The organism is Chitinophaga varians (genome assembly GCF_014529945.1).
In the GTDB taxonomy this organism is placed as follows: domain Bacteria; phylum Bacteroidota; class Bacteroidia; order Chitinophagales; family Chitinophagaceae; genus Chitinophaga; species Chitinophaga varians.
Window position 1 is genome coordinate 154,410 of sequence record NZ_JACVFB010000005.1, and the last position, 14,160, is coordinate 168,569.

Annotated in this window: 13 protein-coding genes; 10 read left to right on the plus strand and 3 right to left on the minus strand. The window is 48.5% G+C overall.

Features of this window, described 5'->3' with window-relative positions; all coding sequences use genetic code 11:
• The first annotated feature begins 33 nt into the window (after window positions 1-33).
• Window positions 34-291 carry an ATP synthase F1 subunit epsilon gene (gene atpC / locus ICL55_RS24135; RefSeq protein ID WP_188102283.1) on the plus strand — a complete coding sequence of 86 codons (258 nt, stop codon included), beginning with the start codon at window positions 34-36 and terminating at the stop codon, window positions 289-291.
• Between the two features lie 514 nt (window positions 292-805).
• Here the strand turns inward: atpC and ICL55_RS24140 are convergent.
• The gene (locus tag ICL55_RS24140; protein ID WP_188102285.1) at window positions 806-1,357 is read right to left on the minus strand and encodes a YqgE/AlgH family protein; all 552 of its coding nucleotides are present in this window, start codon (window positions 1,355-1,357) and stop codon (window positions 806-808) included.
• A gap of 463 nt (window positions 1,358-1,820) precedes the next feature.
• Here ICL55_RS24140 and ICL55_RS24145 point away from each other — a divergent pair, with 463 nt between their 5' ends.
• Both ICL55_RS24145 and ICL55_RS24150 read left to right on the plus strand, forming a co-directional pair.
• The gene (locus tag ICL55_RS24145) at window positions 1,821-3,188 is read left to right on the plus strand and encodes a sensor histidine kinase (RefSeq protein WP_188102286.1); all 1,368 of its coding nucleotides are present in this window, start codon (window positions 1,821-1,823) and stop codon (window positions 3,186-3,188) included.
• A gap of 16 nt (window positions 3,189-3,204) precedes the next feature.
• Window positions 3,205-4,017: a HesA/MoeB/ThiF family protein gene (locus ICL55_RS24150; RefSeq protein ID WP_188102287.1), complete on the plus strand. Its 813-nt coding sequence runs from the start codon at window positions 3,205-3,207 to the stop codon at window positions 4,015-4,017.
• A gap of 72 nt (window positions 4,018-4,089) precedes the next feature.
• Here the strand turns inward: ICL55_RS24150 and ICL55_RS24155 are convergent, their stop codons facing one another.
• Window positions 4,090-4,998, minus strand: a complete 909-nt coding sequence (locus ICL55_RS24155; protein WP_188102289.1) for a S66 peptidase family protein — start codon at window positions 4,996-4,998, stop codon at window positions 4,090-4,092.
• 126 nt (window positions 4,999-5,124) lie between these two features.
• On the opposite strand from ICL55_RS24155, the gene metG reads away from it, so the two are divergent.
• From metG to lpxB, 7 genes are all read left to right on the plus strand, one after another.
• Window positions 5,125-7,251: a methionine--tRNA ligase gene (gene metG / locus ICL55_RS24160; RefSeq protein ID WP_188102292.1), complete on the plus strand. Its 2,127-nt coding sequence runs from the start codon at window positions 5,125-5,127 to the stop codon at window positions 7,249-7,251.
• 178 nt (window positions 7,252-7,429) lie between these two features.
• Complete coding sequence (locus ICL55_RS24165; protein ID WP_188102295.1) at window positions 7,430-9,829, plus strand: 3-hydroxyacyl-CoA dehydrogenase/enoyl-CoA hydratase family protein; 2,400 nt, start codon at window positions 7,430-7,432, stop codon at window positions 9,827-9,829.
• A gap of 105 nt (window positions 9,830-9,934) precedes the next feature.
• Window positions 9,935-10,828, plus strand: coding sequence for an ATP-binding cassette domain-containing protein (locus ICL55_RS24170; RefSeq protein WP_188102297.1), 894 nt, complete (start codon window positions 9,935-9,937; stop codon window positions 10,826-10,828).
• Window positions 10,825-11,610: an ABC transporter permease gene (locus tag ICL55_RS24175; protein WP_188102299.1), complete on the plus strand. Its 786-nt coding sequence runs from the start codon at window positions 10,825-10,827 to the stop codon at window positions 11,608-11,610. Before ICL55_RS24170 ends, ICL55_RS24175 begins: the two co-directional genes overlap by 4 nt.
• An 84-nt stretch (window positions 11,611-11,694) precedes the next feature.
• Window positions 11,695-12,471, plus strand: coding sequence for a 5'/3'-nucleotidase SurE (surE, locus tag ICL55_RS24180; RefSeq protein WP_188102301.1), 777 nt, complete (start codon window positions 11,695-11,697; stop codon window positions 12,469-12,471).
• Between the two features lie 33 nt (window positions 12,472-12,504).
• Complete coding sequence (locus ICL55_RS24185) at window positions 12,505-12,807, plus strand: hypothetical protein (RefSeq protein ID WP_188102303.1); 303 nt, start codon at window positions 12,505-12,507, stop codon at window positions 12,805-12,807.
• A gap of 18 nt (window positions 12,808-12,825) precedes the next feature.
• The gene (gene lpxB, locus ICL55_RS24190; RefSeq protein WP_188102305.1) at window positions 12,826-13,935 is read left to right on the plus strand and encodes a lipid-A-disaccharide synthase; all 1,110 of its coding nucleotides are present in this window, start codon (window positions 12,826-12,828) and stop codon (window positions 13,933-13,935) included.
• Between the two features lie 28 nt (window positions 13,936-13,963).
• Here the strand turns inward: lpxB and ICL55_RS24195 are convergent, their stop codons facing one another.
• Window positions 13,964-14,134: a DUF6728 family protein gene (locus ICL55_RS24195; protein WP_188102307.1), complete on the minus strand. Its 171-nt coding sequence runs from the start codon at window positions 14,132-14,134 to the stop codon at window positions 13,964-13,966.
• Window positions 14,135-14,160 lie beyond the last annotated feature (26 nt).

Sequence of the window (14,160 nt, forward strand, 5' to 3'; positions counted from 1 at the left end):
CGGGACCATTTAATCACCATTCACGATCATAACATGCTATTAGAAGTATTAACACCAGAAAGAAAATTATATGCAGGCGAAGTGTACGGCGTACAACTGCCAGGCATTGATGGTTCTTTTGAAATACTGGATAAACATGCGCCCTTAATCGCAGCGCTCGGAAATGGTAAAATGAAAGTGCTGAAAGATAAAAACCACAGCGAATTCTATACTATTACCGGCGGCTTCGTGGAAGTGCTGCGCAACAAGGCTACTGTGCTCGTAGAAGGTGCGGTGGCAGTGGAAAAATAAGATACTACCAGTAATACATATCATTTAACGGACAGGCCGGGTAAGATTACCCGGCCTTCGTTTTGTCCTAACTATTCCAATCTTAGAAGACCCGTCATTCGGGTAAGATTACCTCCCCGGGATTTCCGCTAATCTCACTTCTGCACAATACATCCCCGCAGGGCCCCACATCACTGTCGGACCGCAGTTATGCACGTACATCCATGAGCAGCCCTTTCACAGGCTGTGTATATTACCTAATGAATAATGCGCTTACTATGATGATATATTTCTTCCTATCGTTGTCTCAGGTAAATTCGGGCGTCTTTCTGTGAAGGTGCAATGTTTTTCATAGGTAGCCTTCATAGGTGTATTCTATCGGTTGTTCCTTACCTGAACTATAACGGGTTATTTTGTGTTGTTACTTTAGCAAGATATTTAATTTGTTGCAAAAAAAGTCATTCCTTTTTGTTCATTTTTGCACAAATAACTCCTGTCGAAGCACATCTGCTTCGCTTTCAGAATATTAGAAAATTTAATTTAGTGAAGGATCGATGGGGAAATTTGCCATCATGGCGAAATTACTGCCAAGATTTCTCAATGCTTGCTGCCATATTTGCTGCTCCCGGGAGTCAAAAACTAACGATGGGGTGCTCTCAGAGGGTATCCACGACTTCTCCCGCAACTCCTCTTCCAGTTGACCGGTCGTCCAACCGGAATAACCTATAAAAAACTTGATCTTATGCAGGTCTAACGCCCCCCTGTTCAACAACTCCACTACATCATCAAACCGGCCGCCCCAGTATACCCCCGGCACCACCTGTACCCCGCCCGGGATCTGGTCGGGCATCTGATGCAGGAAATGAATGGTATCCACCTGTACCGGCCCCCCGTAATGAACCGGAACACCAGGGTAAATGACATCAGGAATCAACGCGTCCAGGGTCTGATCAAATAACCTGTTGATAACGAAGCCGAAACTGCCCTTTTCGTCATTTTCACACAAAAAAATCACCGTGCGTGCAAAATTCGGATCTTTCAGAAAAGGATCGGCTATGAGCAAAATACCGGGCGCCAGACTAACCATATACATACGTTTTGATCGGTAATCAAATTTAATTAATTGATTACAAAGCAGGAAAGAAATAAAAAGGAAAAAGGAAACGGTTAGGAAGGGTAACCAAACTCATTGAAAAAGAAGGAAATAAAAAAAGGAGGCTAGAAAACCTCCTTACCATTTTATCAACCAAAATCTAAATCGCTTATGGAACGAATCCACGTCGATGTATGTAGAAAGTTTAATTACTTTGTTATAGAATGTTACTAATCAAATTTAGTACCAATTCTGTAAAGCAAAGGTAAGGAAAGTCGCATTAATAAAATCAGACATCCCCCGTTAAAATTACGTTAAAGTAATATTGTATTGATGTTAAGACGCTTGGAGGCGTTTGTAACTATTTAATTTTGTATCATAGTTGCTATAGCAAATATCTTTTTTAACAATTTTTAATATGTCAGGTTAAGTATATTTAAGGCCTGACAAGATGTTCATGATACCACTAAAGAAAATTTTCCCTGTAATCGTCGTCCTGATCACACTATCTCTGCTGGGCATTATCTATATCCAGGTGAGCTGGATCAAAAATGCCATGGCCATCAAAAAGGAACAACTGGTGGAACGCTCCATCAATATGATCACCGATGTGCAACGCGACATGCTGGCCACCCGGCAGACATATGCGATGTTCCGCCTCAACAACAGAAAGGACCCGGCTGTCTCCAAAGGATTTGCCCTCGATATGGACAGAGGCACACCTTATTTGCCTTCGATGAGCGATATCTATACCAACCCACAGGCGTTGAGAGAACTCATTCAGGCCAAAATGAGGAAAAATCACCTCGATTCTACCCGTTTTGAGTTCGCTATCCTGGCGCCGGTAGATGGTATCGGCTCCCAACTAAAAGTACACTCCGCCAATTTTGAACGGGCATACCGGGAAAATGAAAAAGACAGTTCAAACGAACTGAAACGGTATCAGGTGACTTACATGCCGCTGGAAGACATGCTCAATCTCAGCCCGCAAACGGAAAGCCTCATGATCATTATGCCAGCCGACGATTCCATTGCCCGGCAACTGGGCTTTATGATCACCGGCAGTGTGCTGTTCACGCTGATCATCATTACAGCTTTCGCACTCACCATCCGCACCCTGCTGAACCAGAAAAAACTCTCTGAAATAAAATCGGATTTCATCAACAACATGACACACGAGCTGAAAACACCGTTGGCTACTATCTCTCTGGCCATCGATGCTATCGGCAATGAAAAAGTGATGAGCAATACCGAGAAAATCCGCTACTTCTCCGGCATCATCAAAGAAGAAAATAAACGGATGAACAAACAGGTGGAAAGTATTCTGCAATCGGCCCTCCTGGAGAAGGATGAGATAGGCCTGAAATTGCAGGCCATGGACGTGCATCAGGTGATCCGCAACACGACTGATAACCTGCAGCTGCAGCTGGCCTCCAAAAACGGCGTGGTAGACCTCCAGCTGGATGCCATCAACCCGGTGATCATGGCAGACGATGTGCATTTCTCCAACGTGGTGTTCAACCTGCTGGACAATGCAATCAAATATTCCAGAGAAAACCTGGAAGTCAAAATACAGACCTACAATACCCGCAAAAGCCTGTTTATCGTCTTCACCGACAATGGCATTGGTATGAGCCGGGATACTATTTCCCGTATCTTTGAAAAATTCTACCGCGCTCACACCGGAAATGTGCACAACGTAAAAGGTTTCGGCCTCGGCCTCACCTATGTAAAAGCGATCGTAGATGCCCACAAAGGGAAAATAAAAGTGGAAAGTACACTGGGGAAAGGCAGTAAGTTCACCCTGGAGTTTCCACAGGAATAGATAAAAGATCCAGCGTATGACATTAAGTGAAAAAGAACTGCAGCATTTTAAACATCCTGTCGCGGTGCCTGGCATAGGCATAGACATGCAGGATAAACTGAAAAACGCCCGTGTACTGGTGGTTGGCGCCGGCGGCCTTGGCAGCCCGGTATTGCAATACCTCAGCGCCAGCGGCGTAGGCGTGATCGGCATTGCGGACTACGGCGTGATCAATGATGAAGATATGCCCCGTCAGCCGATCTACCAGATGCAGGACATCCGCAAACATAAAGCGAAAATGGCTGCCAGCAGGCTGTGGGCCGTGAATCCCTTCACCAAACATTATCCGATGCTGGTACAGGCCAAACCCGAAAATATCGCGCTGCTACTGCCCGGCTTTGATCTGGTGATTGATTGCACGCAGCATCTGCCTACGCACCTGCTGCTCAACGACGCCTGTGTGAAACATGAACTGCCGCTGGTGATGGGTGAAGTCCACAACTGGCAAGCCTGGTACAGTGGTTTTAATATGCCGATGCCCGATGGCAGCAGATCTGCTACCTATCGCTGCGCGCTCGACCTCACCGAAGAATACCGCAATTTCGATGCGGGCGCACTGGGAGCCACACACGGCGCCACCGGCATGCATATCGTGCTGGAAGTGCTCAAATACCTGATGGACGTGCCCGGAGGCCTCGCAGGTAAACTGTACGGCAAAGATTACCTGCATAACCTGACGACAGTGCATGACCTGACCGTGAACGCGGAAGTGCTGGAAAACACCCGTACCGCAGGTATTCTCACGGCGGAAGACTATGGTCTGGAGATTGTTCCGGATGTGGAAGATTAAATGATGATGATCCAATAAATAAAAAAGCACCCGGTGAGGGTGCTTTTTTTATAGAAGGTTCCTGGTAATAGATTATTTGCAAACCAGTGTGGAGCGCAGTTCTCCAACTTTCAGGTCGTGTTTTACGCCCAGTTTCAGCGAATAGTTTTCCGGCTGATGGCCACAGGGGAAGCCGAAACAAACAGGATAATCATATTCCTTCACCATATTGTGGATAATTTCGTATTCCGTCTGGCCAAAAGGAGTGGTGGTTTCTTTGCCATCCGTGAAGGAGCCTACTATCAGTCCGGCGAGTTTGTCGAGCCAGCCGGCGCGTTTAAGGTTATACATCATCCTGTCGATATTATAGCGGTATTCTCCGATATCTTCGAGGACAAGGATTTTATCTTTGGTATCGATCTGCGATTTACTGCCGGAAACGTTGGCCAGCAGGGATAGGTTGCCACCTACCAGCAGGCCGGAAGCGCTGCCTTCGCGGTTTAGTATATGCGAGGGCGTAGTATAACGGTAGGACTTGCCTTTCAGCACCGCAGCGAGGCTATTTACATATTCATTATCAATTGTTTCAGGTGTGATACCACTGCACATCATGGAGTGGATGGTAGGAATACCGTAACGTTCATGGATATGAGCATGGAGCGTGGTCACATCGCTGTAGCCACAGAGCCATTTGGGATGTTTGCGGAAGCGGGTGAAATCAAGTTTATCAAGGATACACACCATGCCATAACCGCCGCGTCCGAACACGATCGCCTTAATTTCCGGATCGTCCAGCATATCCTGCAGCTCTTCCAGCCGAAGTTCGTCCGGTGCGGAAAAGTTGTGAAAGCTGGTACCCACGGTAATACCCAGATGTACCCGGTATCCCCAGGATGACAACACGCCGGCAGCATATTCAGCCGCCTGTAGTTCCATTTTGCTGCTGGGGCACATCACTCCAATCAGATCGCCTTTTTTCAGATATGGCGGAATTTTTACCATTGTACTTTTGTTTACCTTTGCAGATTAGTGAATACTTTTATTCGCCTGACTAAGGTGATAAATTGTTTGATGATTCCAAAAACAAAAACGAGAAAAGAAATTTATTTAAGCATTCTTTAAGATAGTATGGGAAATTTTAACAGATATCTAATAACTGCGGCATTACCTTATGCCAATGGCCCCGTCCACATAGGACACCTGGCCGGCTGCTACCTGCCCGCGGATATTTACGTGCGTTACCTGCGCGCTAAAAAGGCAGACGTGAAATTTATTTGCGGTTCTGATGAACACGGAGTACCTATCACCATCAAAGCGATGAAGGAAAACGTAACACCACAGGACGTTGTAGACCGCTACCACAAGATCATCGGCGACAGCTTCGCTGCCATGGGCATCTCTTTCGATATTTTCGCACGCACCAGCGCTCCCATACACCATTCCACTGCGTCCGACTTTTTCCTGAAGATGTACAATGACGGCCTCTTTGAAGAAAAAGAATCAGAACAGTACTTCGACCCGGAAAAACAAGTTTTCCTGGCCGACCGCTATATTATCGGTACCTGCCCCAAATGCGGCAACGATAAAGCTTATGGTGACCAGTGTGAACGCTGCGGCACTTCTCTCAGCCCGGATGAACTGATCAACCCGCACTCCGCGCTCAGCAACGCCGTGCCGGTGAAAAAAGCCACCAAACACTGGTACATGCCACTCCAGAACTATGAGCCATGGCTGAAAGAGTGGCTGCTGGAAGGTCATAAAGACTGGAAAAACAATGTGTACGGTCAGTGTAAAAGCTGGCTGGACTCCGGCCTGCAAAGCCGCGCCATGACACGCGACAGCAACTGGGGCATCAAAGTGCCGCTGCCGGACGCTGAAGGCAAAGTGCTGTACGTGTGGTTCGATGCGCCCATCGGTTATATCTCCGCCACCAAAGAGCTGACGCCTGATTGGGCCGACTACTGGTGCAAGGACGACACCAAACTGGTGCACTTCATCGGAAAAGATAATATCGTGTTCCACTGTATCATCTTCCCGGCCATGCTGAAGGCGCACGGCGGATTTGTACTGCCGGAAAACGTACCGGCCAACGAATTCCTGAACATCGAAGGGGAAAAAGTATCTACCTCCCGTAACTGGGCGGTATGGGTACACGATTACATCAAAGATTTCCCCGATCAGCAGGACGTGCTCCGTTATGTGCTGTGCAGCACCGCACCGGAAACAAAAGACAACGACTTTACCTGGAAAGATTTCCAGACCCGCAATAACAGTGAGCTGGTAAACAACCTGGGCAACTTCGTGAACCGTACCATGGTGCTCACGCATAAACTGTGCGGTGGCAGAGTGCCCCGTTTCCATGAAGAGATCGCTGATGATACCGACAGGGAAATGCTCGCCGCTTTCCAGACTGCCAAAGAAAGCGTGGAAGCCAGCCTGGAAGCTTACCGTTTCCGCGAAGCACAGGCCGGCATGATGGACCTGTCTGACCAGGGTAATAAGTACATGCAGAAAAAGTTCCCCTGGCTTTTGGCTAAAGCAATGGATAAGATCAAAGCAGGCACTCCTGATGAGGGTTATACCGAAGCAGATTTACCTGTATTGCAGATGAAAATCGATAACTGTCTGCATGTATGTCTGCAGTTAATGGCTAATCTGGCCATTCTGAGTCATCCATTCCTGCCGTTCACTTCCCGGAAGATCTGTCATCTCCTGAAAGTGGTAGATCGTATGCTGGAATGGGAGAATGCAGGTAGCACCAAACTGGTGAATGTAAACTATCCACTTCGTGAACCAGAACTGCTTTTCCAGAAAATAGATGACGAGAAAATCGCTGCGCAGGTAGAAAAACTGCACGCGGGCCTCGTTAAACCAGTCGCTGAAGCAGCTGCCGCCCCCGCGGTAGCAGAGAAACCTGCCGCGCCGGCCAAAGCAGAAATCCAATACGATGATTTCGCTAAGCTCGATCTGCGTGTAGGCACCATCATTCAGGCAGAGAAAGTGGAGAAAGCAGATAAACTGCTCAAACTGCTGGTAGACATCGGTACAGAACAGCGTACAGTCGTTTCCGGTATAGCCATGCATTTTAATCCTGCGGACATCATTGGCAAACAGGTAACACTGGTGGCCAACCTGGCTCCCCGTAAAATGCGCGGTATCGAAAGCCAGGGTATGATCCTGATGGCAGAAGACAATGGCAAACTGATATTCGTGAACCCGTCAGAAACAGTCGCTCCCGGTAGCGGCGTTAGCTAGTTCACGCAAAGGCGCAAAGAATTTTTTTAAGAGTGATAAGAAAGCAAAGGAGTGAAGATCAAATGTCTTCGCTCCTTTGCTTTCTTTATTTTCTTAATATTTTCTTTGCGTCTTTGCTGCTTTGCGTCTTTGCGTGAAAAAAAATCCTAAATTCAAGGATTACAAAAAGGCTAAAGCTATGCAAAGACACATCAACAAAGTAGCCGTCCTCGGCTCGGGAGTAATGGGATCAAGAATTGCCTGCCACTTTGCAGGGATCGGCGTACAGGTTTTACTGCTGGATATAGCGCCGAAAGAGTTGAATGATGCTGAAAAGAAAAAGAACCTCTCGCCCGAGAGCCCTGCTGTGAAGAACCGGATCGTGAACGATGCGCTGCAAGCTGCCATTAAATCAAACCCTTCGCCGGTATATACCAAAGATGTGATCAAACGCATCAAAACCGGCAACTTCACCGATGATATGAAACGGGTGGCCGATGTGGACTGGATCATCGAAGTAGTGGTGGAAAACCTGGATATCAAAAAAACTGTTTTTGAACAGGTGGAGAAATACCGCAAACCCGGTACCCTGATTACTTCCAACACATCTGGTATTCCTATCCACCTGATGACAGAAGGCCGCAGTGAAGATTTTCAGAAACATTTCTGCGGTACCCACTTCTTTAACCCGCCCCGTTATCTCCGGCTGCTCGAAATTATACCCACGCCACATACAGACCCCGCTGTCACTGATTTCCTCCTGCACTACGGTGATCTGTACCTCGGTAAAACCACGGTACTGTGTAAAGACACGCCGGCGTTTATCGCCAACAGGGTAGGGGTATATTCTATCATGGCTATTTTCCATATCATGCAGGAAATGGGACTGGGCATCGATGAAGTAGATGCATTGACCGGTCCGGTGATAGGCCGTCCCAAATCGGCCACCTTCCGTACGGCAGACGTGGTAGGCATCGATACGCTGGTCAAAGTGGCCAAAGGAGTAAAAGATAACTGTCCCAACGATGAAGAGGCAGCTATCTTCGATATACCGTCCTTCCTGCAGAAAGTAGTGGAAAACAACTGGTTGGGTGATAAAACAGGACAAGGCTTCTACAAGAAAACAAAGGGAGAAGGTGGTAAGGAAATTCTTACCCTCAACCTGCAAACGATGGAATACGGGCCTAAACAGAAACCCAAATTCGCCAGCATCGATGCGGCCAAACCTGTGGAAGACCTGAAACAGCGCCTCCGTATGCTGGCAGCAGCCACAGACAAGGCAGGACAGTTTTATCAGGCGTTCCACGCACGCCTGTTTGCCTACGTATCTCACCGCATCCCGGAAATTGCGGACGACATCTATAAAGTGGATGACGCTATGAAAGCCGGTTTCGGCTGGGAAATAGGGCCCTTTGAAAGCTGGGACCTGCTGGGTGTGGAAGCATCCGTTAAACTGGTAGAAGAAAAAGGCCTCACGGTGGCACAATGGGTGAAAGATATGCTGGGCAAAGGCATCAAAAGCTTCTACAAAGCAGAGAACGGCAAAAAATTCTATTACGACGTCGCCAGCCAGGCGTATAAAACTGTTCCGGGCGAAGGCGAATTCATTATACTGGAAAACTTCTCCAACAATATCATCTGGAAAAACAGCGCCTGCAACCTGATCGACATCGGCGACGGTGTGGTGTGCTTCGACTGGAAAACCAAGATGAACACTATTGGCGGCGAAGTCCTGGAAGGATTGAATAAGGCGGTAGACCGCGCGGAGAAAGACTTCCGCGGCCTCGTCGTTGGTAACGAAGGGACCAATTTCTCTGCCGGCGCCAACGTAGGCATGATCTTCATGCTGGCCGCCGAACAGGAATATGATGAGCTGGACATGGCCGTGCGCTTGTTCCAGCGTTCCACTATGCGTTTACGTTATTCTTCTATTCCGGTGGTGGTGGCGCCGCATGCGCTCACCCTCGGCGGCGGCTGCGAAATGGCGCTGCATGCCGATAAAGTACAGGCTGCTGCAGAAACCTACATCGGTCTCGTGGAACTGGGCGTAGGCCTTATCCCCGGTGGTGGCGGTACCAAAGAAATGACGCTGCGCGCCAGCCTGGAATTTAAAGAAGGACGCATCGAGGAAGAACCGTTGAAAGACTACTTTATGGCCGTAGCAACCGCCAAAGTGGCAACCTCCGGTTTTGAAGGTTTCGATATGGGCGTGCTTCGCAAAGGACATGATGAAATTACCATGAACGCTTCCCGCCTGATTGCAGACGCTAAACGCAGCGTGATAGCCCTGGCCGATGAAGGCTACACCAAACCGGTGGAAAGAACGGATATCAAAGTAATGGGCCGTAGCGCACTGGGCGCGCTGCTCGCCGGCGTGTATGCGATGCGCTTTGGTAACTACATCTCCGACCACGACCAGAAAGTGGCCAATAAACTCGCCTATGTGATGTGTGGCGGTGACCTCACCGAACCATCATTCGTGAGTGAGCAATACCTGCTGGACCTGGAAAGGGAAGCATTCCTGAGCCTCTGCGGCGAACGCAAAACACTGGAGCGCCTGCAGAGCGTTATTAAAACAGGTAAACCCGTGCGTAACTAATAACTCTTTTTATCAACTATAAAGGGAAATACAGGGGAGATTTCGCCATAAGATCTTTCACTGTGTTTCCCTTTCCTTTTTCTCAACTAAATACCAACGCCAGCTGTGTCTATCCTTTCCTTACAGAACATTTCAAAGAAGTTCGGCGCCGTACAGGCTTTGTCCGGCGTGTCTTTCGACGTGCCACAGGGCGCCGTCTACGGCATCCTCGGTCCGAACGGGAGTGGTAAAACCACCCTGTTGGGCATCGTGACCGATATCCTCAAAGCCGATACCGGCAGCTTCAGGCTGTTCGATCAGGCCGCCACTGCCCGGCAACGCCGACAGATAGGGACTTTACTGGAAACGCCCAATTTTTACCACTACCTCAGCGGTTATCGTAACCTCGAGATCTCCGCTGCTATTAAACAGCGGGATAAAAATGACATCGCCCGGGTGCTGGACATCTGCGGCCTCACCGCCAGACAGCATGCGGCTTTCAAGACTTATTCCCTGGGCATGAAACAACGGTTGGCCATCGCTTCGGTGCTGCTGGGTGATCCGGAAGTATTGATACTCGATGAACCGACGAATGGGCTGGACCCCGCCGGCATTGCTGAAGTAAGGGAACTGGTGCTTAAGCTGGCCAGTGCAGGTAAAACCATTATCCTCGCCAGCCATCTGCTCGATGAAGTAGAAAAGGTATGTACCCATGTGGCCATTCTGCGCTCCGGCAGGCTGTTGCGCTCCGGCAGTGTGGATGTGGTGATCAGCCGGCATGATTACCTCGAGCTGGCCGCAGCTGATAATGAAACACTCCAATCCGCCCTGGCAGCATATCCCGGCTGTAGCAGCGTACAGATCAACGGCAGTGTGGTGGTGGCCGTGTTTGACGCATCGCCCGAACCGGCGCAGGTCAACAGCTATCTGGCGCAGCGAGGCATCTGGCTGCAGCACCTGCAACTCCGCAAAAAGAGCCTCGAAAAAGCATTTCTGGAAATAACCAACGATCCCGCATGAAACAACTACTCTATACCGAATGGCTGAAAGTGAAGAATTACCGCACTTTCTGGATAATGCTACTAGTCGCGGTGATCATGATCCCGGCCGGAAATTACGTGCCGGCGAACGTGATGTCGAGCCGCGAACTGGATCAGGCAGCGAAAATGCTGGGGCAATCGCCCTTTGGCTTTCCTGTCGTTTGGCAAACCGTTGCCAATATCAGCAGCTACATGACAGCTTTATATGGGCTGATGCTGATTATTTTAGTTACCAATGAATATACTTTCCGTACCAACCGCCAAAATATCATCGATGGTTGGGAGCGCCGGCAGTTTGTATATGCCAAACTGATATGGGTACTGGTTTTGTCAACTGTCGCCTTCCTGGTGGCGGTGTTAACGGCCACAGTGCTTGGATTTGTATACGGCAGTAATACCTTTAGCCTGGAGGGTTTCAGCTACCTGTGGTACTACTGGCTGCAGCTGGTGCTGGAACTGAGCCTGGCGCTGTTGCTGGCTGTACTGATGAAAAGGGCGGGGTTTGCCATGGCCATTTTCCTGGGATATATTATGATGCTGGAGCAAACGCTGGTGTTGTTGCTCAAAAAGTACCTGGGACCCGTTGGCGGCTTGTTACCTTTACAGACCGGCGATGAACTGCTGCCCTTCCCGTTGGTGGGAAAAATGGTCGCAGCGAACAGCGACCGATATGACGACAGCGTTTATTTGTTATTCCTGGTGGCATACATTGTATTAGGCATCTATCTGGTTTTCAGGAAAGTATTAAAATCGGATTTGTAAAAAAAGCTATATATTTCACATTCTTTTAAAGCGAAATGTTTGCGAGAGAGCTTAAATTTGTTGAGCAAAGTAAAAATGTGAAATATGGAAAAACAGGAGCGCATCATATTAGTGACGAACGACGACGGTATAACGGCGCCGGGTATACGGGCTTTGATTGAGGCAGTGCGGCCGTTAGGAAAGGTTGTGGTAGTGGCGCCGGACAGCCCGCAATCGGGCATGGGGCACGCTATCACCATTGGGGTGCCTTTGCGTCTGAATCAGGTTAATATTTTTGAAGATATAGAAGCATGGCAATGTTCCGGTACACCGGTAGATTGTGTGAAACTGGCGAGAGATAAGATATTACATCGTAAACCGGATATCTGTGTAAGTGGTATCAATCACGGTGCGAACCATTCCATTAACGTGATCTATTCCGGCACCATGTCAGCGGCCATGGAAGCGGCCATCGAAGGTATTCCTTCTGCTGGTTTTTCCTTCCTGGAATACAGCTATGATGCTGACTTTTCCCTGCCTGCCAAGGTAGCCAGGGAGGTGACAGAACGGATGCTGGCGTCCGACCTGCCCGCCGGCAGCCTGTTCAACGTGAATATTCCGGTGGTGGAGGAAAAAGACTTTAGAGGCCTGCGCCTTTGCCGGCAGGCAGATGCCAAATGGGTAGAGGAATTCGATGAACGCCGCGACCCACATGGCAAAAAATACTACTGGCTCACCGGAGAGTTCAAAAACAGAGACGTAGGAGAAGATACGGATGTATGGGCACTGGAAAACAACTATGCGTCTATGGTGCCGGTGCAGTTCGACCTCACCAACTACAAGCTGAAGAAACAGCTGGAAGAATCCTGGAAGGATCTTTAGGAACAAAGGCAATATTGCCATTATTATAACCGTATGTTGAAAAAAGACAATCTTTCGTTAGGAATTGTACTGGGGCTGCTAACTCCCCTGGTAGCATTTTTCCTGTATTACTTTTTCCTCATCAGACCCCATAATAACATCGGGCTGGGACAGTTTTTAAATATCATGAAAGACAACCGGCAAATGATTCCCAAAATTGTGAGTATCTGCCTGTTGTTGAATGGATTAGTCTTTTTTCTGTACACCAGGACCCGGAAAGATATTACCGCTAAAGGCATCTTTCTGATGACAATGCTGTATGCCATTGCCATCTTGTTACTTAAACTGATCAGATAATTTTTAATAAACACCAGATTGAAATATTACATTATTGCAGGAGAGGCATCAGGTGATTTGCATGGCAGTAACCTGGTGAAGCAGATGAAGCAGCTGGACACGGCAGCGGATATACGGGGATGGGGAGGCGATATGATGGAAGCCGCCGGCGTGAATGTGGTGAAACACTACAAGGAACTGGCCTTTATGGGCTTTGTGGAAGTGGTGATGAACCTCCGCACCATCCTGCGTAATATGGAGGTGTGTAAAAAAGATATTGCCGCTTTTAAACCGGACGTGCTGGTGCTGGTGGATTACCCCGGCTTCAATATGCGCATCGCAGCATGGGCCAAACAGCAGGGCATCAAAATAGTGTATTATATCTCTCCACAGGTGTGGGCCTGGAAAGAAAGCCGCGTAAAGAAGATCAAGCGCGATGTGGATAAGATGCTGTGCATCCTGCCATTTGAGCAGGATTTTTACCATAAATGGAATTACGAAACGGAATATGTAGGCCACCCACTGGTGGAAGTGATCAAGGCGGCGAAGGATGAACCGGCCGATACGCCGCTGTCTGACAAACCTATTGTGGCAGTATTGCCCGGTAGCCGTAAGCAGGAAGTGAGCGTTAAATTACCGATCATGCTCACCATGGCCAAACACTTCCCGGAATATCAGTTTATTGTGGCCCAGGCGCCCAGCCTCGACGATCATTTTCTGGAAAGCCTTACCGGACAACACCCTAATGTGTCTATGGTGAAAGGCAAAACCTATACACTGCTGCGGCAGGCCAAAGCAGCTCTCGTCACCTCCGGTACCGCTACGCTGGAAACAGCGCTCTTCGGCGTGCCCGAAGTGGTGTGCTACAAAGGTAATCCCATCTCGTATTTCTTCGCTAAAAGACTGATCAAGGTCAAATATATCTCACTGGTCAACCTCATCATGGACCGGTTGGTGGTAAAAGAACTGATCCAGCACGATCTCACAGAGGAAAATCTGTTGAAAGAGCTGACCAGCCTGCTGAAAGATGATAAGGCCCGTCAACACCTGCTGAAGGATTATGCAGAACTGTGGCATAAACTAGGAGAAAGAGACGCCAGCAGAAGAGCCGCGGAAGTAATCGTTAACTACGCCGGAACAAATAACTAAATAACAAAATACCTAAATCGTAAATGGTTTAGTGTCTTCTTATCAGCCTCACCATCATCACGATCAGGGCAATCAGAAAAAGAATAATTGAGATGCGGTTCATGCCATGCATCATCGCTACATAACGTGTTTTAGGCGCGTTAGGGTCCCCTTTGCCAATATAGAAGTATCTTAATATTTGTTGCCAGAAACGTTTCATGTATCAAAGATCGGAAATCAATATTA